18 protein-coding genes and 1 tRNA gene are annotated in these 22,176 nt (G+C 66.5%); 3 read left to right on the top strand and 16 right to left on the bottom strand.

Annotated elements, in window-relative coordinates; genetic code table 11:
- Positions 1-19: 19 nt before the first annotated feature.
- Together GTK09_RS20985 and GTK09_RS20980 are read right to left on the bottom strand one after the other, a co-directional pair.
- Positions 20-1,027 (bottom strand): YncE family protein, encoded by a 1,008-nt coding sequence (locus tag GTK09_RS20985; RefSeq protein ID WP_312869934.1) that lies wholly within the window; start codon positions 1,025-1,027, stop codon positions 20-22.
- The gene (locus GTK09_RS20980; RefSeq protein WP_163465376.1) at positions 1,024-1,521 is read right to left on the bottom strand and encodes an SRPBCC family protein; all 498 of its coding nucleotides are present in this window, start codon (positions 1,519-1,521) and stop codon (positions 1,024-1,026) included. Before GTK09_RS20980 ends, GTK09_RS20985 begins: the two co-directional genes overlap by 4 nt.
- A 275-nt stretch (positions 1,522-1,796) precedes the next feature.
- Here GTK09_RS20980 and pimC point away from each other — a divergent pair, with 275 nt between their 5' ends.
- Both pimC and GTK09_RS20970 read left to right on the top strand, forming a co-directional pair.
- Positions 1,797-2,999, top strand: a complete 1,203-nt coding sequence (pimC, locus tag GTK09_RS20975) for a pimeloyl-CoA dehydrogenase large subunit (RefSeq protein ID WP_163465348.1) — start codon at positions 1,797-1,799, stop codon at positions 2,997-2,999.
- Between the two features lie 106 nt (positions 3,000-3,105).
- Positions 3,106-4,257 (top strand): acyl-CoA dehydrogenase family protein, encoded by a 1,152-nt coding sequence (locus GTK09_RS20970; protein WP_163465347.1) that lies wholly within the window; start codon positions 3,106-3,108, stop codon positions 4,255-4,257.
- 26 nt (positions 4,258-4,283) lie between these two features.
- On the opposite strand, the gene ligD is transcribed toward GTK09_RS20970, so the two are convergent.
- The 5 genes from ligD to GTK09_RS20945 form a co-directional block, all read right to left on the bottom strand.
- Positions 4,284-7,052, bottom strand: coding sequence for a DNA ligase D (gene ligD, locus GTK09_RS20965; RefSeq protein ID WP_163465346.1), 2,769 nt, complete (start codon positions 7,050-7,052; stop codon positions 4,284-4,286).
- Positions 7,053-7,055: 3 nt separating this feature from the next.
- Entirely contained in the window at positions 7,056-8,090 is a 1,035-nt protein-coding gene (ku, locus tag GTK09_RS20960) for a non-homologous end joining protein Ku (protein WP_163465345.1), read from the bottom strand.
- 179 nt (positions 8,091-8,269) lie between these two features.
- The gene (locus tag GTK09_RS20955) at positions 8,270-8,899 is read right to left on the bottom strand and encodes a hypothetical protein (RefSeq protein ID WP_163465344.1); all 630 of its coding nucleotides are present in this window, start codon (positions 8,897-8,899) and stop codon (positions 8,270-8,272) included.
- Positions 8,896-9,234, bottom strand: coding sequence for a DUF167 domain-containing protein (locus tag GTK09_RS20950; RefSeq protein WP_163465343.1), 339 nt, complete (start codon positions 9,232-9,234; stop codon positions 8,896-8,898). Before GTK09_RS20950 ends, GTK09_RS20955 begins: the two co-directional genes overlap by 4 nt.
- Positions 9,235-9,257: 23 nt before the next feature.
- Positions 9,258-9,560 carry a YggT family protein gene (locus GTK09_RS20945; protein WP_163465342.1) on the bottom strand — a complete coding sequence of 101 codons (303 nt, stop codon included), beginning with the start codon at positions 9,558-9,560 and terminating at the stop codon, positions 9,258-9,260.
- A gap of 243 nt (positions 9,561-9,803) precedes the next feature.
- Here GTK09_RS20945 and GTK09_RS20940 point away from each other — a divergent pair.
- Positions 9,804-9,879, top strand: a tRNA-Ala gene (locus tag GTK09_RS20940).
- Positions 9,880-10,143: 264 nt separating this feature from the next.
- On the opposite strand, the gene GTK09_RS20935 is transcribed toward GTK09_RS20940, so the two are convergent.
- From GTK09_RS20935 to GTK09_RS20895, 9 genes are all read right to left on the bottom strand, one after another.
- Complete coding sequence (locus GTK09_RS20935; protein ID WP_163465341.1) at positions 10,144-11,895, bottom strand: hypothetical protein; 1,752 nt, start codon at positions 11,893-11,895, stop codon at positions 10,144-10,146.
- On the bottom strand, positions 11,892-13,037 hold the full coding sequence (locus GTK09_RS20930) for a protein-glutamate methylesterase/protein-glutamine glutaminase (protein WP_163465340.1): 1,146 nt from the start codon (positions 13,035-13,037) through the stop codon (positions 11,892-11,894). The genes GTK09_RS20935 and GTK09_RS20930 overlap by 4 nt, the downstream gene beginning before the upstream one ends.
- A 10-nt stretch (positions 13,038-13,047) precedes the next feature.
- Complete coding sequence (locus GTK09_RS20925; RefSeq protein WP_163465339.1) at positions 13,048-13,935, bottom strand: CheR family methyltransferase; 888 nt, start codon at positions 13,933-13,935, stop codon at positions 13,048-13,050.
- Between the two features lie 399 nt (positions 13,936-14,334).
- Positions 14,335-14,799: a chemotaxis protein CheW gene (locus tag GTK09_RS20920; RefSeq protein WP_163465338.1), complete on the bottom strand. Its 465-nt coding sequence runs from the start codon at positions 14,797-14,799 to the stop codon at positions 14,335-14,337.
- 69 nt (positions 14,800-14,868) lie between these two features.
- The gene (locus tag GTK09_RS20915) at positions 14,869-16,833 is read right to left on the bottom strand and encodes a methyl-accepting chemotaxis protein (protein WP_163465337.1); all 1,965 of its coding nucleotides are present in this window, start codon (positions 16,831-16,833) and stop codon (positions 14,869-14,871) included.
- Between the two features lie 234 nt (positions 16,834-17,067).
- On the bottom strand, positions 17,068-19,176 hold the full coding sequence (locus tag GTK09_RS20910; RefSeq protein ID WP_246218038.1) for a HAMP domain-containing methyl-accepting chemotaxis protein: 2,109 nt from the start codon (positions 19,174-19,176) through the stop codon (positions 17,068-17,070).
- Positions 19,173-19,673 carry a chemotaxis protein CheW gene (locus GTK09_RS20905; RefSeq protein WP_246218037.1) on the bottom strand — a complete coding sequence of 167 codons (501 nt, stop codon included), beginning with the start codon at positions 19,671-19,673 and terminating at the stop codon, positions 19,173-19,175. Before GTK09_RS20905 ends, GTK09_RS20910 begins: the two co-directional genes overlap by 4 nt.
- On the bottom strand, positions 19,670-21,748 hold the full coding sequence (locus GTK09_RS20900; RefSeq protein ID WP_163465336.1) for a chemotaxis protein CheA: 2,079 nt from the start codon (positions 21,746-21,748) through the stop codon (positions 19,670-19,672). The genes GTK09_RS20905 and GTK09_RS20900 overlap by 4 nt, the downstream gene beginning before the upstream one ends.
- Positions 21,745-22,113 carry a response regulator gene (locus tag GTK09_RS20895; RefSeq protein ID WP_163465335.1) on the bottom strand — a complete coding sequence of 123 codons (369 nt, stop codon included), beginning with the start codon at positions 22,111-22,113 and terminating at the stop codon, positions 21,745-21,747. Before GTK09_RS20895 ends, GTK09_RS20900 begins: the two co-directional genes overlap by 4 nt.
- Positions 22,114-22,176: the final 63 nt, after the last annotated feature.

Raw genomic sequence — 22,176 nt, 5'->3', positions numbered from 1 at the left:
ATTCCCGATTTTCCGCCGGTCACTCGCTTCCCGTCTCGCCCTCCGGCGCTGCGGGCGCTGCCCGCACGAATGCGCCGAAGGCCCGCGGGCCGTCCGGCACGTCGACGCTGCCGACCTCCTTAAGGCTTGTCGCATCGAGCTTCACCAGCGTGTTGGCGAACCAGTTGGCGACATAGACGTGGGCCCCGTCGGTGCCGGGCGCGATGCCTTCTGGATAGTCGCAGCAGTCGAGCTGGTCGATCCGCTCGCCGCTTGCCGGATCGAACACGGTGACCGTGCCGCCATATTGATCGGTGACGAAGACCTTATCCATCGTCTCGACAGCGTCGTAGGGGTGCGAGCCCACAGGCACGGTGCGGATGACGAAATGGCCCCGCGCATCCACCACGCTGACGCTGTTCGAGCCGACATTCGCCGCATAGACACGGGCGCCGTCCGGCGAAAACGACACGCCGAAGGGGCGCTCTCCGACGGGGACCCGTGCGATCACCGCGCCGGTCTTGGCCGCGAAGAAGGAGATCTGGTTGGAATCCCGGTCGGCCGTGACGACGACCTCGCCGCTCGCCGACACCACGACGCCGGACGGCGATTGGCCGGTCTCGAAACTTCCGACGACTGCCCGCTTTTCCGGATCGACCAGAAGCAGCGAGTGGGAATACCAGTCGGCGACGTAGACCGGCGAGCCCGACGGATGAACGGCGATGCCCAGCGGCCCGCCACCGACGTCGACCTCGCCGATCAGCTTGCGGGACACCGTGTCGACGATGGCAATCTGCCGCGAGTCCGGCTGCGACACATAGGCGCGGCGGCCGTCGCGGCTGACGGCGATGCCGGCGGGCTTGCCGGGGATGCTGATCGTCGCCTCGACCTTCATCCGGTCGAGGTCGACGAAGGAGAGCGTTTCGGCTTCCTGGCTGGTCACATAGCCGACGTCGCCGGCAGACGCGGGCCCGCCCCCGGCAAATGCGACGAACGCGGCGAGGCCGAACACGGTCTCCCGGCGCCACCGATGAAAGCGCCCGCTCACGAGCCCGATTCGACCTTTTTCTTCAGGCTTTCCAGCCCCTCGGTGATGAAGGCGCTCACCCCCTTCACCGCCGCCTCGTCATTGAGTTCGGCCGGCGGTTCGTTGTTCGGATAGCCGCGATAGAAGGCGGCGCGCCAGGTGACCTCCGACTTCGCCCCGCCGTCGGCCGGCTTGACGGTGATCGTCGCGGAATAGTTCGTCGCCGGCAGGAGGTCGGTGTTCACATGGCCGATGAAGGTGGAATAGGTCATCTTCTCGGCGTCGTATTTGGAAAGTTCCTCCTCCATCAATCCGCCGGAGGTGAAGCCGAGGGTCCGCACCGAGCCTTTCTCGTTGCCTTTCGGCGCGTCGACCATGGCGATCCGCGGATGCCAGGACATGTCGCCGAAATCTGCGATCGCCGCCCAGACCTTGTCCGGCGCAGCATCGATGGTGATCGTCTCGCTCGCCTTCTGGCGCGTCGGGCCATGGGCCGCGGCGAGCCCCGGCAGCATCAACAGCGCGACGACGAAGGCCGCCAATCTTCTCAACAAAGACCACTCTCCTCTGTGCGATTCGGTGCCCGCCCGAACCAATGGTCGCGCGAACCCTAGTCACATCCTGGCACGAGGAAAAGTCCCGGCTGTCGACCGGAGGCGTGGTGGCGAATTTACTCTTACGTTCGCGTCAATTAATGTGCTTGAAGCGCTGACCCGGCGGATGCATGCGGAAAGCCAAAAGCGGCGGCGAGAGGCCCCTATGACCAGCCGCAAAAACGGGAGGACGATCGATGGACCTGAAATTCACCCCTGATGAGACCGAATTTCGTGCAGAGGTACGCGCCTTCATCGCCGAGAACGTGCCGAAGGACGCGCAGGAGACCCTGCGCGCCGGGCGCCACGTCTCCAAGGACCAGTTGGTGCGCTGGACCCGCATCCTCAACGAAAAAGGCTGGTCCGTCCCCCATTGGCCGGTCGAATTTGGCGGCACCGGCTGGGACCCGATCCGGCAGTACATCTTTCTCGACGAGATGCAGCGGGCGCCCGCCCCGCAGATGCTGCCCTTCGGCCATTCGATGGTCGGGCCGGTGATCTACACCTTCGGGTCGGAGAAGCAGAAGGATCGCTTCCTGCCGCGCATCGCCAATCTCGACGACTGGTGGTGCCAGGGATTTTCCGAGCCCGGCGCCGGCTCCGACCTCGCCGGCCTGTCGACGCGGGCCGTCCGAGAGGGTGATCAATATGTGGTCAACGGCCAGAAGACCTGGACCACCCTCGGCCAATATGCCGACTGGATCTTCTGCCTGGTGCGCACCGATCCCGCCGCGCCGAAGAAGCAGATGGGCATCTCCTTCCTTCTCATCGACATGACGACGCCGGGCATCACCGTCCGTCCGATCCGCACCATCGAAGGCGGCCACGAGGTCAACGAGGTGTTCTTCGATGATGTGCGAGTGCCGGCGGACAACCTCGTCGGCGAGGAAAACAGGGGCTGGGACTACGCCAAATTCCTGCTCGGCAACGAGCGCACGGGCATCGCCGGCGTCGGCGCCACCAAGGAGCGCATCCGCCGGCTGAAGGAGATCGCCAAGGCCGAGCCGGCCGGCACCGGCGTCGTGTGGGACGACCCACGGTTCCGCGAGAAGGTCGCCGCAGTCGAGATCGAACTGAAGGCGCTGGAAATGACCCAGCTTCGCGTCGTCTCCGCCGAGGCGCGGCGGGGCCACGGCAAGCCGGACCCGGCCTCCTCGATCCTGAAGATCAAGGGCACCGAACTCCAGCAGGCGACGACCGAACTCCTGATGGAGGCGATCGGTCCCTTCGCTTTGCCCTACGAAGCCGAGGAAATCGAAGGCCGCAACGAGCCGCCGGTCGGCCCGGACTACGCCGCCCCGATCGCGCCGAACTATTTCAACATGCGCAAGGTGTCGATCTACGGCGGCTCCAACGAGATCCAGAAGAACATCATCGCCAAGGCGATCCTGGGGCTTTGAGCCTCGATTCGGCTGACCTCGGCACCGCCTCGTCAGAACATCAAGTCGACGCCGACGTCGAAGGAAAAGCGGCCGGCCATCGACGACAATTTCCGGGAGGAACCCCATGGATTTCGATCTCTCCGAGGAACAGAGCCTCGTCAAGGACTCGGTCACCCGGCTGCTCCGCGCCGAATACGGCTTCGAGGCCCGCGAGAAGCACCGGGCCGAAGCCGTCGGCTTCTCCGAAAAGATCTGGCAGTCCTTCGCCGAGCTCGGCCTCCTCGCCATCCTCTTCGACGAGGAGGACGGCGGCCTCGGCGCCGGTCCGGTCCAGACGATGATTGTCATGGAGGCGTTCGGCCGCGCCCTCGTGGTCGAGCCTTACCTCGCCTCGGTCGTCATGGCCGGCGCGGCGCTGCGCCATGCCGCCACGGCCGAGCAGCGGGCCGCGATCGTCCCCGGCCTCGTCGAGGGATCGTCCCGCCTCGCCTTCGCCTTCGCCGAACGGGGCACCCGCTACGACTTGGCGCGGATCGCCATGACGGCCCGGCCGGACGCCGGCGGATACCGGCTTGACGGGGAGAAGACCCTGGTGCTGCACGGCGATACGGCCACCGGCTTCGTCGTCGCCGCCCGCACCGCCGGCGCGCCGGGCGAGGCGGCGGGGCTCGGCCTCTTCCACCTTCCGGCCGATGCCGAGGGCCTGACGCGCCGGGGCTTCGAAACCCAGGACGGGATGCGCGCGGCAGAGCTGTCCTTCGCGAATGTCTTCGTGTCCCAGGACGCAGTCCTCGGCGACCCGCAAGGCGCCTGGCCCGCGATCGCCAGGATCGAGGCCGAAACCATCGCTGCGCTCTGCGCCGAAGCGGTCGGCTCGATGGAGCGGATGGTCGAGCTGACCGTCGCCTACATCAAGGAGCGCAAGCAGTTCGGCGTGCCGATCGCCGCCTTCCAGGTGCTGCAGCATCGGGCGTCGGAGATGTACATGGCGCTCGAACAGGCCCGGTCGATGGCGATCTTCGCGGCGATGAATGCCGGGGAAGAAGACGAGGCGGCGCGGCGCGCGGCGATCTCGGCGGCCAAGGTGCAGATCGGCCGCTCCGGCCGCTTCATCGGCCAGAACGCCGTGCAGCTGCACGGCGGCGTCGGCGTCACCATGGAGTACGAGATCGCCCACCACTTCAAGCGCCAGGCGATGATCGACCTCGCCTTCGGCGACGCGGACCATCATCTCAAGCTCGTGGCGGACGCTGGCGGGATGGATGAGCGAGACTGATCGGACGGCCCTGGAGCCGGGCTCCCTCAGCCCTTCAACCCGAGCGCGGCCTGCATCTTCTTGGTGATCGACTGGCGCGTGGTCGGCCGTTCATAAGCATCGCCCGCCTCGATGCGGGCGATCACCCGCTCCATGGTGAAGGCGTCGGCGGATTCGAGGCCGTCGAGTTCCTCCCAGGCGAGCGGCACGGCGCAGCGGGCGCCGGGCCGGGCCCGCACCGAATAGTCGGCGATCGACGTCGCCGCGTGGTCGTTGCGGAAATAGTCGATGAAGATCCGGCCCTTGCGCTTGGCCTTCGACATCGTCGCGACATAGGCTTTCGGGGCGTCGCGGACCATTTTTTCGGCGAAGGCCGCGGCGAAGGCCTTGATCTCGGGAAACTCGCGGCGTGGGGTGATCGGCACCACCACATGGAGCCCCTTGCCGCCGGTGCATTTGACGAAGCTGTCGAGGCCGAGCCCATCCAGGCGGTTGCCGAGATCCTGGGCTGCCAGCTTCACCGCCTCGAAGGGAATGCCCTCGTCCGGGTCGAGATCGAAAACGAGGCGGTCCGGCACGTCGACCTTACCCACCTCCGAGGCCCAGGGATGCAGTTCGATGCCGCCCATCTGGGCGAGTTCGAGCAGCCCCTTCTCGTCATCGACATGGAAATACTCGGTGGTCTTGCCGTCATGGGTGACGTCGACGGGCCTGATCTCCGCGCCCCAGCCCTTGCCGACTGAGCGCTGAAAGAAGCACTCCTCGCCGACGCCGCCGGGACAACGCAGGATCGACACCGGATGGCCGGCGATGTCGGCCAGGATCAGGCTCGCCACCTTGCCGTAATATTCTGCAAGATCACCCTTGGTCGGCCCGTCCTCCTCGCCGAAGATCGGCCGGTCGGGATGGGTGATCGTCACGCCGGCGACGCTGATCGGCTTGTCCGACCGCTTCTTCTTCGGCGCGGGCTCGGACTTCGCCGCCGGCTTCGCCTCGGATGCCGCGGCTTTCGCGGGCTTTACAGATGAACGCTTCGCAGCCGTGCGCTTCGACGTCTCGCCTTTCCCGGCGGCCTCGCTTGCCGCTTCCTCGACCGCTTCCTCCTCGTCCTGCGGCGTCTCTCGCGTCACCTCCTCGGCCGGCTTGTCGTCGCGCAGGCCCTTGAAGGAGGGGTGGCGGATCTTTCCCTCGCTCGTCCATTCGGTGAAGGCGATTTCGCAGAGCAGCGTCGGCGTCACCCAGGTCGCACCGCGTTTTTCGGCGGCAGACAGGTTCTCCACCGGCGGCGTCTTGCGGGTCATCGCGTCCAGCCGGTCGCGCAGCGCCTGGGCCGAGACGTCGGAAAAGCCGGTGCCGACCTTCCCGGCATAGACGAGACCGTCGTCGCCCGAATAGCCGAGATGCAGCGCCCCGATCGCCCGGGCGCCGCCGGCAGCCTTGGTGAAGCCGACGATGACGAATTCCTGCCGCTTGATGCATTTCGACTTCAGCCAGCTCTTCGTCCGGCCGGCGCGATAGGGCGCATCGGCCTTCTTCGAGATCACGCCCTCGAGGCCCATCGAACAGGAGCGGGCGATCATCTGGTCGCCTTTGCCCTCTATGTGGTCTGAATAGCGCAGGATCGATTTCGCCTGCTTTCCCTGGTCACCGAGAACCGCCTTCAGCCGCTCCTTGCGGCTCGTCAGCGGCTCGCCTGTCAAGTCCTCGCCATCCAGATGCAGGCAGTCGAAGACGAAGGCGACGATCCCCCGGTCGGTCTCCTCGGACAGGACGTTCTGCAGCATCTGAAAGTCGGAGCGGCCGTGATCATCGAGAACCACGGCCTCCATGTCGAAGACCCCGTCGGTGACGTCGAGCTTCTCGAACGTCTTGGCGAGGCGGCCGAACTTTGCCGTCCAGTCCTTGCCGTTGCGGGTGAGCAGCCGCGCCTCGCCGCCGCCGACCAGGGCAAGCAGGCGATAGCCGTCGAACTTGATCTCGTGCAGCCAGCCTTCGGCCTGCGGTGGCTCGTCGACGAGGGTCGCGAGCTGCGGCTTGCCGTAGGTCCCGGCGAGGGCATCCAGCGAGACGGCCTTCGCAGCCCCGCTTCCTTTCTTCGCGTTGGATCCTGCCGCCGCCTTCGGCCTCTCGGCCTTGCCCTTGCGCCGGCCCGAAGCGGACGTCCGGCCGCCCTTGCCGCGGGTCGCGTCGCTCGACCACTGGTCGCCGCCCTCGCCGCCTTCCTCGACGGCGATCTCCTCCATCGAGCGGCCTGTCTTCACGCTGGTCGTCTCGCCCTGAAGAAAGTCCTCGCCGTCCTCATCCGGACGGGCCAGATCGTCCTTTTCCTTGATCAGCAGCCAGTTCTCGCGCTTTTCCTTCTTTCGCGGCTTCATCCGAACGAGCACCCAGCGGCCCTTCAGCCGCTCGCCGGAGACCTCGAATTTCAGCTCGCCCCGCTCCAACCCCTCGGCGACGTCGCCAAGTGGCGACCACGTGCCGGTGTCCCAGAGCATGACCGTGCCGCCGCCATACTGGCCCTTGGGGATCGTGCCCTCGAAGGAGCCGTAATCCAGCGGGTGGTCCTCGGTGCGGACGGCGAGGCGCTTGTCCGAGGGGTTGTAGCTCGGCCCCTTGGTGACGGCCCAGGAGAGCAGCACCCCGTCATGCTCGAGGCGGAAGTCGTAATGCAGCCGGGTCGCGTCATGCTTCTGGACGAGATAGCCCCGACCCTCTGTTTGCCCGGCCTTCCGTCCTGCCTTGCCATCGGCCTTTCCCTGAGGCTCCTTCGTGCGGGAGAAGTTGCGTTTCTGATTGTAGGTTTCGAGCGAGGCCATCGCTTACGCTGCCTTGGAACTCTTCGACCGGCCACCCGATTTCTTCGCGGCCGTCTTCGACGACGTTTTCCCGTCGCCGGACGAAGTGCTCTTCGAGGCGGGCGCTTTCGAGCCGGACTTGGCGGATCCTGAGGATTTCGCCTTCGACGAGGAAGAGGTCTTCGACGACGCGGACTTCGACCCGGCGGCCTTCGTCCCCGAAGCGGAGGATTTCGCACCGGCAGAGGCCTTCGACCCCTTGCCGCTGCCGCCCGACTGCTCGAGGCTCTTCCTCAGCGCGTCCATGATGTCGATGACGTTGCCGCCGTCTTCCTCCGGCGCCTCTTCCGCCTGGGGCTCCTTGCCCGCGACCTTTGCCTTGATGATCTCCATCAGCCCCTGCTGATAGGTGTCGTGGAACGACTTCGGATCGAAGGGCTTGGACTTCTTGTCGATCAGGAGTTGGGCGAGTTCGAGCTGCTCGTCGTCGATCGCGGCACCGCCCTTCACCTCGTCGAAGAATTTCGTGGCATCGCGCACCTCCTGCGCATAGCGCAGGGTCTCCAGCATCAGCCCGTCGCCGCAGGGCTTGATCGCCGCGATCCGCTCCTTGCCGGCAATGACGATCCGCCCCAGGGCGACCTTCTTCGCCTTGCGCAGTGCCTCGCGGATCGTGACATAGGCATCCTGCACCCCGTCCTCGTCCGGGGCGATGTAATAGGGCCGGTCGTAATAGATCGGATCGATGTCGGCGGCGTCGGTGAACTGGGTCAGCTCGATGACGTGGTTGCTCTCGGCCTTCAGCCGTTCGATCTCCTCGTCCTCGATGGGGACGTAGCGGCCCTTCTCATATTCGTAGCCCTTGACGATGTCGTCGCTCTCGACCGGGTCCTCGTCCTTTTCCGACACCTTCTGGTAGCGGATTCGCTGCCCGGTGTTCTTGTCGTACTGGTGGAGTTGAATCGTCCGTGCCGGGCTCGTCGCGGCGAAGAGACGAACCGGGAAGGAGACGAGAGACAGCCGGATATGGCCGGTCCAATAGGCGCGTGGGGTGCTCATGACTCGCCAAACGGGAATCACGGCGAGTGGTTCAGCGGCTGTCGGAAGATTCTTCACGCAGAGTCAACGCCGCCTTCTCAGGCAACGGGTCGTCGCCGCTTCGGGACGCGCTCACCGAGACCCGATGCGCCCCTTCCTGCGGTCCCCGAGAGAGGATCCTCACCCTCCGTCGTCACCGTTCACCGCTGAACGGCCGTCGCCGTGCCGCCGAGTTCGCTCACCTTGCCATGATAGCGCGGCCTGTCCGTCCCGCAGGCAAAGCCGCGCACATCCTCGTCCGCCACCCTCCGGGCCAGGACGTTGGCATTGGCGTTGACGCTGGCATCGACATAGCCGACCGGGCAGCTCTCCCGCCCCTTGCCGCCGATCGTGTAGATGCCGAGGACGCTTACCGTCTTGCCCGAGCCGTCGCCGGGATCGACGTGGAAACGCAGGATCGCTGCGAAGGGCTCGCCCCCGGAAAGCCGCCACTCGACGGTCTCGCCGGGCGAATTGAACGGCCCGAAGGTGCCGCCGTTCCGGCTGTCCTTGCCGAAGGCGACCACCGTGCGCAGGTCGCCCTCGGAGACGAAGACCGGGATTTTCTTGTAGCCGTCGCACTTCAGGTCGACGCCGCCGCCTTCCTCGTATTCCTTCAGAACCGCGCAGGCATCGAGCTTCAGCTTGGTATAGGCGCTGTCGATGCCCGCGGCGCCTGCCGGCGCCCCGGCAAGCGACAGCAGCGCCGCGAAAGCGAGGAGACCCGACCTCACAGCCGTGCCGAAGAGCGTCTCGCCCTCCACTGCCCTTTGCAGAAGACCTGCCCTCATGACCCGTGACCTCCCTCGCCTTTGCCGATCGCCTGCAGGATCGCCACCACGTCGCCATCGGCTCCGGCCAGCCTGATCGTCTTCTGGCGCATGGTGGTACCCGACACGACGTCTATGGTCGATTTGGGAATCTTCCAGCTCTTGGCGAGCAGCGCAATCAGCGCCTTGTTGGCCTTGCCGTCCTCGGGGACGGCGCGGAGCCGCACCGCCAGGCGTTCGTTACCGTCGGCATCGGCGACCGGGCCCTCCACGGCATCCTTCGAAGCACGGGGCGTCACCCGCACGAACAGGAGGATACCTTCCGCGTCGACCTGGAAGAAGTCCCGGCCAGTCATTGGTCAGAAGCCAGACGGCCGGCTCAGACGCCCGCCCGCATGATCGCCGGATCGACGTAGACCACGATGAAATACTGCAGGAACATGATGGCGAAGAGGACCACCAGCGGCGACAGATCGATGCCACCGAGATCGGGCATGAAGCGGCGGATGCGGCGATAGACCGGCTCGGTCATCTGCCACAGGAAACGGCCGATGGCATCGACGAAGGGATTGCCCGGATTGACGATGTTGAAGGCATAGAGCCAGGACAAGATGGCCGAGGCGATGACGATCCACCAATAAAGATTGAGCGCCTGGTAGAGGACGAAGGTGACTGCCAGCATTGATCCCGTGCCTTGTTTTCGGTCTCCGCGGATGTAGACATCGTGTCACCTGGGCGCAAGCAGCAGGGCTTCCGAAGCGTTAACGCATCGGTGGACGGGCGCTGGACCGCCCGTCCGGACCAAGCTCGAAACTGCCGCGCCGGGGTCGCGCCGACTCGCCTTCCAGATCCGGCCGCGAACTCGCGCCGAGCCCGTTGACAGAAGCGGGCCGGAAGCTCTACAAGCCGCTTCGCATCGGTGGACGGGGCTGTAGCTCAGTTGGGAGAGCGCGTCGTTCGCAATGACGAGGTCAGCGGTTCGATCCCGCTCAGCTCCACCAATGCCTCATTTTCGATGATAATCCGACGTTCCGAGCAGTTCGCCGCATAATTCGGCTCGAGCTGCCGTCGCCATCTGCATGGCGCGGAACCGCACCACAGGGACGTTCCTCGCAATCCGTGCTTGCGGTCGGACAACCTCCGAGTTCTGCGCCATGCCCATTCCCTCCCCGACGAGTGCGCGCGTCAGTGTCGTTGCCCGTCAGTGTCCTTGCCCATTGATCGCCCCTGCCGTCGAAGCGGTGCCGGCGCGCCCTCATCCGGCTTCAAAACAGCATGGCATCGACGTCGGCCGCGCCGTCGTCGGCGCTGACATCGTCGGTGACCGGCGGGTTATGGCCACCGAGCACGGCGTCGTGGACCTGGCGTTCGACCTCCATCGTATAGGCCGAGCGAAGTTCGGCGAACAGGGCCACATGGTCGTGCGAGGGTGCCTCGCACTCCTCCGCCTCGTCCTCGGCGTCGATCGCCAGATCGGCCTCGACCGCCGTCAGATCGTCGACGAGCCCATCCAGCCTGCCGAGCGCCGCCCCGGCGTCGGAGGTCAGCACCGCGACCCTTTCGCCGAGCTCGGCGAGGACCGTCCCGACGGTCTCCAGCCGGCCGCCGACCGTCTGCAGAAGGGCAAGGCTGCGCTCGGCTTCGGCGACCAGCGTCGCCATGCTCCGTTCGGCCGAAGCACGCCGCACCTCGGAAAGTTCGGCGGCGATCGTGCCGAGTTCCGAAAGTGCCCCGGCGACGGCCTCGGATCGCGCCACCATCTCGCCGACCAGTTCGCGCATCTGCAGGGAGACGACGCCGAGCGCCTTTCCCTCCCGGCCGAGATTGGAACAGGTGATGGCAGTGTTCAGGCTGACCAGGCGCATCTCGAATTCGAGCGTCCGCATCTCGCTGGAACAGGCGCTGAACATCTCGACGTCGCCACCGATCGTCTGGGCCAACGCTTCGACGTGCTGATGCTCGGCTTCCGATTGCGATAGTTCCGCCGCGGCCTGGGCGACGTCCGAGGCAAGGCGCTGGGCGCCGGGATGGTCGGCTCCGCCGGCCTTGGCGAGGTCGTTTTTCAGGGCGGTGAAGGAACGGTCGATCTTGCGCGACAGGACGAGGATCGACTCGCGGATGTAGCTGGTTTCCGTGACGAGGTGGTCGCGGGCATCGGCGAGTTGCGCCAGCTGCAGCCGCAGGATCGTCGGCCGGGCCGCGGCATGGTCGCGCGCGATGGCGAGCGCAGCCGTGACATGCTCCAGACGTTGGCGGGTGTTGTCGCCGATCTGCATCGAGGCGACGATGGTGGAAACCTCCTGGGCGATCTCCTGCGATGCCGCCGTCGCGGACGATCCGACCTTGCCGGCCTGGCTGCGCTCGGCGACGGCGCCGTGAAGGTCGGCCTCGATCCGCTCCCTCAGGATCTCCGTGGCGGTGCGGAAGTTCCGCTCGAAGGCCTCGCTCCGGCCCGAGGCATCGCACAGCAGCCTGCGCAGCCGGACTTGCCCCTGCTGCAATTCGTCGACCACCGACGAGGCGCGCTTCGACAGTTCCAGCACGTCGTCGGTGAAGACGGTCAGCCCCGAATTGCCGTGATCACGCATTCCGGCGGCGGTCACCCGTGCATTGATCGCGATCGCCGCGATCATCGCCACCGTCTGTCGCAACTCGTCGATCTGCGGAGCGGCCGCCGCGAGCGCCCGGGACAGCCGCTGGATCAGCGAGCGCTCGTGATTGAGGCGCTCGACGAGATCGAGGCATTCGCTGACGAGGGCGCGGATAGCGGCTTCCGCCGAGGCGAGTTCCGGGCTGGCATGCGCCGTGGTGACGGCGCCAAAGGCCGACTGCATGTCTCCGAGAACGCCGACGCAGGTGACGAGGCGCTCGCCGATACCGAGAAAGATCTGTTCGACCTCGGCGATCGCACCGTTCAGCCTCTGGCGCTCTTCGCGCGGTGGCGCCAGGGGCGCAGCTGCGTCGCGCCATTCGTCTTCGCCGAAGGCACGGCTGGGGAAGGCAGCCAGCGCGCTCACGAGGCGACCCGGGCAGTCTGGGCGGTCGCGGCGCAATGGCGAAGGATCTCCTCGGCGACCTTGTGCAATGGCAGGACCTTTTGCGCAGCCCCGAGCTCGATGGCCTCGCGGGGCATGCCGAAGACGATGCTGGTCTCCTCGTCCTGGGCGACCGTGTGGGATCCCATGCCGCGCATTTCCAGAAGGCCGCGGGCGCCGTCGTCGCCCATGCCGGTCAGAAGCACGCCCATCGCGTTGGCGCCGGCGTTCTGCGCGGCGGTGCGGAACATGACGTCGACCGACGGGCGATGGCGGCAGACATAGGGGCCCTCCTCGATGGCCACCGTATATCGGCTGCCGGCCCGGCGCAGCAGCATGTGCCGGTTGCCCGGGGCGATCAGGACGCGGCCGGCGAGCACATGATCCCCGTCGGCGGCCTCCTTCACCGCGACCGCGCAGATGCCGTCGAGCCGGCGGGCGAACGCCGCCGTGAAGTTCTCCGGCATGTGCTGGACGATCAGGATCGCCGGGCTTGCCGCCGGCAGCCGCATCAGGACCGCCGCGAGCGCCTCGGTGCCGCCGGTCGATGCGCCGATGCAGACGATCGGCTCGGTCTTGGGGATCGAGCGACGCAGCGATGCGGCACGAGTTTCGGAGATCGGCGGGACGACGACGTCCGCCAGATGCTTCGCCTCGACCACCATCTTCGGCTGGCGACGCGCTCCGGCGCGCACCCGCGCATGGGCCGCGGCCTTGGCGACGTCGCAGATCAGCATGCGGGAATCGTTGAGGAACTGCGCCGTGCTCACCCGCGGCTTGGTGATCACGTCGACGGCGCCGGCGGCGAGCGCCTCCATCATCACGTCGGAATTCTCGGCGGCGAGGCTCGAACAGATGACCACCGGTATCGGGCGCTGCGCCATGATCTTCCTGAGGAAGGTCAGGCCGTCCATGCGCGGCATTTCGATGTCGAGGAACAGGACGTCCGGCACCTGCTGGCGGATCTTTTCGGCCGCAAGGTAAGGATCGGCGGCGGCCCCCATCACCTCGATCTGCGGATCATCGGCAAGAATGGCGCTGAGCGTGGCGCGCACCGAGGCGGAATCGTCGACGATCAGGACCCGGATCTTCCCGCCGCCATCCGTCGAGGCTGTGTTTGGCATCGATCCCTCCTCAAGATTTCTGGAAGACGGTCGGCCCGACCTGCCGAACGTTCTTCTCGACGACGACCATCGATTCGGAATGGCCGACGACGAGATATCCGCCCCGCCTGAGATGGCCGACGAGCCGGGCGACGACCGCTTCCTGATCGGCCTTCTCGAAATAGATCAGAACGTTGCGCAGGAAGATTATGTCCACGTCCCGGTCATAGGGATACTGCGTGTCCATCAGGTTCATCCGGTCGAAGCGGGCGCGCTGGCGCAGCTCGGGGACGATCCGCACCTCGCCGCGAAGCTCCGGATCCCGGCTCTCCATCACGTAGCGCTGCCGCTTGTCGGTTGGAACCGGCTCCATCGCCTCGACCGGATAGACCGCCCGGCGGGCCTGTTCGAGGACGACGGTCGAGATGTCCGTGCCGAGGATGGCGTAGCTGAAGTTTCGGCGCTTGCGGGCGATGTCCTCGAGCACCATGGCGATCGACCAGGCTTCGGCACCATTGGAACTCGCCGCGCTCCAGACCTTGAGCTGCGGGCGAGACCGGGATTGCGCCAGAAGCGCATCCACCATGCGGTTTTCCATATAGTGGAGATGGTCGGGCTCACGGAAGAAATCGGTCTTGTTGGTCGTCACGACGTCGATCAGATGGGTGATCTCGGATTCGAGCCCGCCCTGATCGAACAGGAAACGACAATAGGCGTATAGATTCGGTTGATTGCAGGCACGCATGCGCTTGCGCAGGCGTCCCTCGATCATCAGCTGCTTGGCCGGAGGCAGCTTGATCCCCGTGTGCCGGGTGACGAGCGTGGCGAGCCGCTCGAAGTCGGCCGCGGCGATCTGATCGTTCACGACTGCCGGGCGGTAAGCCCGGCCACCCTCGTCGACCGTAGAAGAAAGAGCCATTTCCATGTTTCCTTTGGCGACGCGCCGAAGAGGCCGTCGAGCCCACGCCGACGCCAATCCGGAACCGGACGGTGGCGGCGCCGCACGGCCGTCGCTGCCATTCGCCGGCAAGGTCGCGTCGTTGCGTCCGTCGGCCCGAGTCTCGGCCACCGGCCGCGAACCAACTGCTAATTCACCAAGCTTGAGCGAAGTCGGGTCGCGCGAGCGACCGGGTCGGCCGCGATCGGTCTCCCGCCGGTCATTTCGTCGCCGCGTGATCCCGTCTCGAAAAGTGGCTCTCGCTCTTCGCGATCATTTCTGAGAGCGGGATGAGATCAGCTTCGATCGGCATCCCGCTCCAACATCTCGTTGTCGCATGATCTTGTCCGAAAACCGGGTCTCACTTTTCGGGATCATTCTCTAGGCGGCGGCGACGTTCGCCTCGACGTCTTCGACGAACAGCCGGTCGAGATCGAAGACCGTGACGAAGGCGCCGTTGCGCCGACCGACCCCCGCGACGCAGTCGGCCTGCCAGCGCGTTCCCATCCGGGCGGGTGGTTCGAGCGAACCGGCGTCGAGTTCCGCCACCTCGAAGACCCGGTCGGCCCGCAGCGCGACCTTGCGCTGCTCCCCGCCGATCTCGACCTCGAGCACGATGATGCGCGTGTCGAGCGTGTCCTCGGCCGCCGGCATCGCCAGCCGCAGGCGCAGATCGGTCACCGGGACGCTCTGGCCACGAACGTCGATGACGCCGAGGAAGTCGGCCGGCGCCCGCGGCATCTTCGCAAGCGGTTGCGGCTCCAGGATCTCCTGCACCCGGGCCACCGGAACCGCAAAGAGGCTGTCGGCGACCCCCAGGGTCACATATTGCGTGTGGTCGGCCATCACGATCCCTCGCATCAGGTTGGACGTCGCCTCCGGCCGAAGGCCGGAGGCAGGTTAAATTGCAGAGGGCTATGCCGCATGGCCGTTGCGGGTGAAGCGGCTGTCCAGCTCGTCGCCGCCGTCGTTCAGGTCGAGGTCGAAGCCGCCACCCGTGGCTCTGGCGCCGCGACCGAGGCCGCTCATGGACGGCGTTGCGGCCCGGATCGTGTCGTGCATTTCGGCGACGCCGAGACCGCCGATCTTCTTGCGGGCAACCGCCTTGCGCGGCGCCGTGGCCACCGCCATCCCGCCGGCACCGGTCTGTTCGATCCGGAAGTAGGAGATCGCCTGCTGCAACTGATCGGCCTGGCTCGCCAGCTCTTCCGACGTCGAGGCCATTTCTTCGGCGGCCGACGTGTTCTGCTGGGTCACCTTGTCGAGCTGCTGGATCGCCGTGTTGATCTGTGCGGCGCCGGCATTCTGCTCGCGGCTGGCATTGGTGATTTCCGACACGAGTTCGGCCGTCTTCTGGATGTCCGGCACCAGCCGGGACAGCATCTGGCCGGCCTCCTGCGCCGCCTTTACCGTATCGCCGGACAGACCCGAGATCTGCTGGGCGGCCGCCTGGCTGCGCTCGGCGAGCTTGCGAACCTCCGAGGCCACCACCGCGAAGCCGCGACCGTGCTCGCCGGCCCGTGCCGCTTCGACCGCGGCGTTGAGGGCGAGAAGATCGGTCTGCCGGGCGATCTCCTGGACGATCAGGATCTTCTCGGCGATCGTCTCCATCGCCTTGACGGCTTTCTCGACGGCTTCGCCGCTCGCCTGGGCGTCGCGGGCCGACTGGCGCGCGATCGTCTCGGTCTGCTGGGCGTTGTCGGCGTTCTGCTTGATGTTCGAGGCCATCTCCTCCATCGACGAGGAAGCCTCCTCCGTCGACGACGCCTGCTCCGTCGCGCCTTGCGAAAGTTCTTCGGAGCTTGCCGAGAGCTGCTGGCTGCCCGAAGAGACGTTATGCGCGGCGGAAAGCGCGTCGGCGATGATGCCGCGCAGGCGCTGGACCATGCTCTGCAGGGCGAGGCCGAGCGTGTCCTTGTCCGACAGGGGCTTCGGGTCGACCGTCAGATCGCCCGCGGCGATCCGATCCGCCACCGCCGCCGACTGCTTGAGGTTCTTGACCATCTGCTCGAGGGAGAGGCCGAGAGTGTCCTTGTCCGACAGGGGTTTGGGCTCGACCGAGAGATCGCCGGCAGCGATCTGGTCGGCGACGCCGGCGACGCCCTTCAGATTGGCGATCATGGTCTTGGCGTTGGCGAGGAGGCTCGTCGTGTCGCCCTTGGCCGTGGCGACCTCGACCGAAAGATTGCCGACCGCGATCTCCCGGATGATGGAGACGGTGTAGTCGGGCTCGCCGCCGAGCTGCTTCAGGATGCTGCGGCTGACGAGAACGGCGACGCCGACGCCGACGAGAAGGGCGAAGGCGATCATCGCCAGGACGATCGTGCGCGCGTTGTCGTAGTCCACGGTCGCGGCGTCGCTCGCCGCCCTGCCGCCGTCTTTGTTCATGTTGACGAGTTGCAGCATGTCGCTCGAGAAGTCGTCGAACAGGCTGCGGCTTCCGTCCAGGGTCGCAACGGCCTGATCGTTCAGGTTCTGCCGCGACTGAGTGATCATCCGCTCGTGCTGGGTCATGTATTGGGAGAACTTGGCGTCGAACTGGCCATAGAGCGCCCGCTCCTCGGACGAGGAGATGAGCGCCTCATAGGCGGCCCTGTGCTCCTTCAGCCTCGACATCAGTTCCGCCGTTTCGGTTTCGATCCCCCGCATCGCCGCTGGGTCGAGAGCGGCAACATGCCGATATTCGAGGATGCGCAGATCCGAGGTGTCGGTATTGATGCGGTTGACCGCGTCGACACTCGGCAGCCAGTTCTCGGCGATCACCGTCGAGGCGTCGTTGATGTCGCTCATCTTGACGATCGCCAGGCCCCCCAGCGCCATCATCAGGAGAAGCAGCGAGCCGAAGGCGGCGGCGAATTTTGCTTTGAGTGAAAGTTTCATGTTCCCTGTGTCCTCTGGCGCTCGACGGAAGCAGCGCTCCGTCGCATCCGCGATACCCACCCCTTGCGGGGACGATCATGCTGCCACCGCGCATTGGCTCCGTCAGGCAGCCTCGGTCGGCGGTGGTTCGGCGGCCCCTCGTGGGGAGCTCGCCTGAAATCTCATGCTCGACCCGCCCCTGCGGGGCGGGCTTCCTTGCCAGCTCGGGCGGATGAAGCCGTCGCACTCAATCCATCAAGCGGCGCGGCCGTTGCGGGTGAACCGGCTGTCGAGTTCGTCACCGAGATCGTCCATGTCGAGTTCGAAGCCACCGCCCTTCCTGGCGGCGCTTCGGCTGCCCGACATCGCGGGCGCCGCGACGCGGATGGCGTTCTGCATGTCGGCGACGGGATGGCCCGACGACTTGGCGAAGCCGCCCGCACGCTTGACCGGCCTTTCGGCGACGCCGCCCGACTGCTGCAGCCGGAAGTATGAGATCGCCTGCTGGAGCTGATCGGCCTGGCTCGCCAGCTCTTCCGACGTCGAGGCCATTTCTTCGGCGGCCGACGTGTTCTGCTGGGTCACCTTGTCGAGCTGCTGGATCGCCGTGTTGATCTGCGCGGCGCCGGCATTCTGCTCGCGGCTGGCATTGGAGATCTCCGCCACCAGTTCGGCCGTGCGCTGGATGTCCGGCACCAGCCGGGTCAGCATCTGGCCGGCCTCCTGCGCCGCCTTCACCGTATCGCCGGACAGGCCGGAGATCTGCTGGGCGGCCGCCTGGCTGCGCTCGGCAAGCTTGCGCACCTCGGAGGCGACCACCGCAAAGCCACGACCGTGCTCGCCGGCCCGGGCGGCTTCGACCGCCGCATTGAGGGCCAGAAGGTCCGTCTGGCGGGCGATCTCCTGGACGATCAGGATCTTCTCGGCGATCGTCTCCATGGCGCTGACGGCCTTGCCCACGGCCTCGCCGCTCGCCTGGGCGTCGCGGGCGGACTTTCTTGCGATCGCCTCCGTCTGCTGGGCGTTCTCGGCGTTCTGCTTGATGTTCGAGGCCATCTCCTCCATCGAAGACGACGCTTCCTCCGTCGACGAAGCCTGCTCCGTCGCGCCCTGGCTCAGCTGTTCGGCCGCGGCCGACATTTCCTGGCTGCCGGAGGAGACGTTGCGCGCCGCACCGGTCACCTCGCCGACGACGTTCTTCAGCTTCGAGACCATCGCGTTGAGGGCGTCGATGAGATCCTTGATCTCGTCGTTGGTCTTGACCGAGGCGGTGGCGTCGAGATCGCCGTCGGCGACCGAACGGGCGAGGCCGAGAGCGCTGGCGATCGCCCGGCTGATGTTCAGGACGATCCAGGTCGCGGCAGCCGCTGCGAGCAGGGTCGAGCCGATCAGAAGCCCAAGCAGAAGGTTGCGGGAGAACACGTAGAGATCCTCGGCGGCGGCGCTCGCCTCGGCCATCTGGCGCCCGTTCAGGTCGATGATGGCGTTGAGGGCATCGACCGATTTCTGCCGGGCCTCGGCCGCATCACCGTTGGCGAGCTTGAAGGCGAAGTATTCACCGTTTTCGATGGCGATCCGCTGAGCTTCCTTGACGGCCGGCAGCCAAGCCGCAATCCCGTCCTTGAAGGCGGCGAAGGTGGCTCTCTCGCCGACGGGCAGTCGCGCGCCGACACTGTCGATTTCGCGGCCGAGTTGGGCGATGTCAGCCTCGAGGGCGTCAGAAAACGACTTCTGTGCCTCGGGATCGCTCATCCTCAGGATCAAGTTGCGCAGATCGAGAGCGACTTGGTCGACCGTGTCCTCCAAGCCGATCGCCGCCTGATAGGCATCGAAGGCGGCTGCATTGCTGCCACTCGTCGCCGCGACGCGCAGACGCTCGATCATGCCATGATAGGGATCGAGCGCCGCGCCGATCAGCTTGCCGGCTTCTTCGACCTTTCGTACTGCCGCCATGCCAGAGTTCAGATCGGCGAGGTCCTCGACCTTCTCGTGCTCCGCCATGAAGCCGTTCCAGGTCTCGGTGAAGGTGTCGACGAGCGGCTTGCCGGCCTCGCTCGACATCTCCCGCAACTTCGCCACCTCCTCGCGGAGTGCCGCCTCTTCTTTCTCAATCTGTCCGCCGAAGCGGTCGAAGTCGGCTTTGGTATCGGCGAGGATGTAGTTCTTTTCGTCGCGGGCGATGCGCAGCGTGCGGGCGTTGATGGTCGCGGCGAGGTCGTTGCGGGCGGCGTTGCCCTTGACGATGCCCTCGATCGAGTGGTTCAGATTGCCGAGGTTCTGGATCGCCACGAACATGCTGATGCCGGACAGCGCCACGATGACCGCGAAGGTTGCCCCCAGCTTGGCCTTCAGGGTCAGTCTCATCGATCGGTCCTTTCGTTCGCGGCCAGGGACGAGGACCTGTCTCCCTCTGCCCTGATGATTCGGTTCATGTCGGGAATGATGACGAAGTCGTCGTCGCGGCGGCCGATGCCGCGGACGAATTCGGCCGGCCAACGCATGCCGACCCGCGGCGCGTCCTCGATCGAGGCGGCGGTGATGTCGGTGACGTCGTAGACCTTGTCGGCGAGGATGCCCGCCACCAGCGGCTCGCCGTCGAGATCGATCTCCATGACGACGATCCGCGTGTCGGCGTCCGGCGGCGGCCGGTCCATGCCGAAGCTGACCCGCAGATCGGCGAGCGGTACGACGCTGCCGCGCACGTTGATCAGGCCGCCGACGAAGTCGCCGGCATTCGGCACGCGGGTAATCGGGACCGGGTCGAGGATCTCGCGGACATGCGTCGCTTCGAGCGCGAACATCTCGTCCTGGAGCCGGATGGTGAGGGCATGCATGCCTTTGGTCTCCTGGATGTCGCTCATGCTGCCCGTCCGAGGGTTTCGGCGCGGCGGCGCTCCTCCAGCTTCTGGCCGAAGGCGACGAGATTCATGACGTCGAGAATGAGGGCGACCGTCCCGTCGCCGAGGATGGTCGCGCCCGAGAAGGTCTTCAGGCCGGAATGCAGCCGGGAAAGCTGCTTGATGACGGTCTGGTTGTTGCCGATGATCTGGTCGACCACGAGCCCGACGCGCGTCGTATCGGAGGCCACCACCACGACCTTCTGGAACGGATCGGGCCGGCCCTCGGTGTTGAAGACCTGCCTGAGCTTGAGGAAGGGCACGAGATCGCCGCGCAGGTTGAGGAAGCTGCGTCCGCGTGCGTCGCCGTCGACGCCCGTCGGCAGTTCCAGGCACTCCTCGACGGCGGCGAGCGGGATCGTGTAGCGATCCTGCCCGACACGCACGAGCAGGCCGTCGATGATCGCCAGCGTCAGCGGCAGGCGCAAGGTCATCGTCGAGCCCTTGCCCGGTCGGGTGTCGACGTCGATCGATCCGCGCAGGCCGTCGATCGTCCGCTTGACGACGTCCATGCCGACGCCGCGTCCGGACAGCGACGTCACCTGCGCGGCCGTCGAAAAGCCCGGCTGGAAGATCATCCGGTTGAGTTCGCCTTCGGAGATCGCCTGGCCTGGCAGGAGCAGCCCGGCTTCCTCGGCCCGCCGGCGAATGCGTTCGCCGTTCAATCCCGCGCCGTCGTCGGACACGGTGATGGCGACCTCGGCGCCGCGATGGCTCGCCGACAGGCGCAGCGTCCCCGTCGCCGACTTGCCGGTTTCGGCGCGCCGCTCGGGATTCTCGATGCCATGATCGATCGAATTGCGGATGAGATGGACGAGCGGATCGGCCAGCTGCTCGATCACCGTCTTGTCGAGTTCGGTGTCCTCGCCCTCGGTGACGAAATTGATCGACTTGCCGAGTTCCTCGGACAGGTCGTGGACGAGCCGGCGGAACCGACCGAACAGCGAGCCGATCGGCACCATGCGGGTGCCCATGGTGGTGTCGCGCAGGCTGGAGGTCAGCCGCTCGATCTCTTCGGCCACATTCACCAGCGCAGGATCGTGGATCGTTTCGGCGAGCTGGCTGAGCCGGGCCTGGGCGATGACGAGCTCACCCACCCGGTCCATCAGCTCGTCGAGCCGCTCCGCCGGAACCCGCAACGTCGCATTGCGCTCGACCTTGACGGCCGAGGAGCGCGCCGGGCCCGCGGGCAGGTGCCCGGCCGGCACGGCATCCGCCTTGGCAGGCGGCGTCACCGCGACAGCTTCGTCCAGAAGGCCCGCTGCGGCAGCAAGGGCGGCCGCAGCGGCCGTCGCCGCGTCGGGCTGCTCCGGCTGCTGCGCCCCGTGGGCCGCCAGCGGCTCGATCAGGAGATCCATGTCGTCGCGCACGAACAGGAAGACGTCGTCGACGGCTTCCTGCGGCACTGCGGCCCGAAGCGTCACGTCCCAGGCGAGATAGCACTGCTGCGGCTCGAGCCGGTCGAGCGTCGGCACCTCTGCGGCTTCGGCCAGGACGTCGCAGGGCCCGAGCGCCCGCAATTCGTCGAGGAGAAGCAGCGGGTTGGTGCCGAGCGTCAGGGCATCGGCGGGAAGACGAAAGCGGACGCGCCAGCCCGCCGACGGACCGGCAGCCGCAGCCATGACGGCTGCCGCCGGCTCCGGCTGCGGGGCCCCGAGCGCTGGCGCCTCGCCGCTGACGGCGACCTTCAGCGCGGCGAGGATCGCCTGACCGCGTGCCGGGTCGACGTCGGGATCGTCGATCAACCTGGCCACATGGTCCCGCGCTTCGAGGGCGGCGGCGATCAGCCGGCGATCGGCCGCAGCCTCGCCCTTGCGGACACGATCGAAGGCCGTCTCGAATTCATGAATGAACTCGGAGACGGCGGTGAAGCCGAACATGGCTCCAGAGCCCTTCAGCGTGTGCAGGGCGCGGAAGGCAAGGCCGACGAGTTCGCCGTCGTCGGGTCGTTTTTCCAGATCGAGAAGCGCCTGTTCCAGCGTTTCGATGAGATCGGCGGCTTCCTGGCGGAAGACCTCTGCGGGATCGAGGTCGCTCATGCGCCGACGACCTTGCGCATGATCGCCAGGAGCTGATCGGGCTTGAAGGGCTTCACCATCCAGCCGGTGGCGCCCGCCTGCTTGGCTTGTGCCTTGAGGCCTTCGTCCGATTCGGTCGTCAGGAAGACGATCGGCACGCCGCTGCTCGCCGGCGTCGCCCGATACGCCCGGATGAACGAAAGCCCATCCATCCCCGGCATGTTGAGGTCGGTGATGACGGCGTCGACGCGGCTCGCCGTGGCCTTTTGCAAGGCCTCGCGGCCATCGCCTGCTTCGACGACGCTGTAGCCGGCCTGCTTGAGCGTCATGCCGACCATCTGCCGGACCGAAGCCGAGTCGTCGACCATCAAGATCGTCTTGCTCATGAGAAGCTCCAATGAATGAAAGCGTAAAATCTTCCCTCCGCGGCCGGTCCAGCCTTTCGCAGA

It is taken from the genome of Jiella pacifica (genome assembly GCF_010500815.1).
In the GTDB taxonomy this organism is placed as follows: Bacteria; Pseudomonadota; Alphaproteobacteria; order Rhizobiales; family Rhizobiaceae; genus Jiella; species Jiella pacifica.
The sequence above is the reverse complement of the archived record's forward strand: the minus strand, read 5'-3'. Positions and strand labels throughout refer to the sequence as shown.

What these genes read in the sequence shown, in the direction of transcription:
- GTK09_RS20895 (WP_163465335.1), bottom strand. Translation starts at nt 22,113, where the DNA reads ATGAGCAAGACGATCTTGATGGTCGACGACTCGGCTTCGGTCCGGCAG.
- GTK09_RS20900 (WP_163465336.1), bottom strand. Translation starts at nt 21,748, where the DNA reads ATGAGCGACCTCGATCCCGCAGAGGTCTTCCGCCAGGAAGCCGCCGAT.
- GTK09_RS20925 (WP_163465339.1), bottom strand. Translation starts at nt 13,935, where the DNA reads ATGGCTCTTTCTTCTACGGTCGACGAGGGTGGCCGGGCTTACCGCCCG.
- GTK09_RS20955 (WP_163465344.1), bottom strand. Translation starts at nt 8,899, where the DNA reads ATGAGGGCAGGTCTTCTGCAAAGGGCAGTGGAGGGCGAGACGCTCTTC.
- ku (WP_163465345.1), bottom strand. Translation starts at nt 8,090, where the DNA reads ATGAGCACCCCACGCGCCTATTGGACCGGCCATATCCGGCTGTCTCTC.
- GTK09_RS20950 (WP_163465343.1), bottom strand. Translation starts at nt 9,234, where the DNA reads ATGACTGGCCGGGACTTCTTCCAGGTCGACGCGGAAGGTATCCTCCTG.
- GTK09_RS20930 (WP_163465340.1), bottom strand. Translation starts at nt 13,037, where the DNA reads ATGCCAAACACAGCCTCGACGGATGGCGGCGGGAAGATCCGGGTCCTG.
- GTK09_RS20970 (WP_163465347.1), top strand. Translation starts at nt 3,106, where the DNA reads ATGGATTTCGATCTCTCCGAGGAACAGAGCCTCGTCAAGGACTCGGTC.
- GTK09_RS20920 (WP_163465338.1), bottom strand. Translation starts at nt 14,799, where the DNA reads ATGGCCGACCACACGCAATATGTGACCCTGGGGGTCGCCGACAGCCTC.
- ligD (WP_163465346.1), bottom strand. Translation starts at nt 7,052, where the DNA reads ATGGCCTCGCTCGAAACCTACAATCAGAAACGCAACTTCTCCCGCACG.
- GTK09_RS20915 (WP_163465337.1), bottom strand. Translation starts at nt 16,833, where the DNA reads ATGAAACTTTCACTCAAAGCAAAATTCGCCGCCGCCTTCGGCTCGCTG.
- pimC (WP_163465348.1), top strand. Translation starts at nt 1,797, where the DNA reads ATGGACCTGAAATTCACCCCTGATGAGACCGAATTTCGTGCAGAGGTA.
- GTK09_RS20945 (WP_163465342.1), bottom strand. Translation starts at nt 9,560, where the DNA reads ATGCTGGCAGTCACCTTCGTCCTCTACCAGGCGCTCAATCTTTATTGG.
- GTK09_RS20910 (WP_246218038.1), bottom strand. Translation starts at nt 19,176, where the DNA reads ATGAGACTGACCCTGAAGGCCAAGCTGGGGGCAACCTTCGCGGTCATC.
- GTK09_RS20905 (WP_246218037.1), bottom strand. Translation starts at nt 19,673, where the DNA reads ATGAGCGACATCCAGGAGACCAAAGGCATGCATGCCCTCACCATCCGG.
- GTK09_RS20980 (WP_163465376.1), bottom strand. Translation starts at nt 1,521, where the DNA reads ATGCTGCCGGGGCTCGCCGCGGCCCATGGCCCGACGCGCCAGAAGGCG.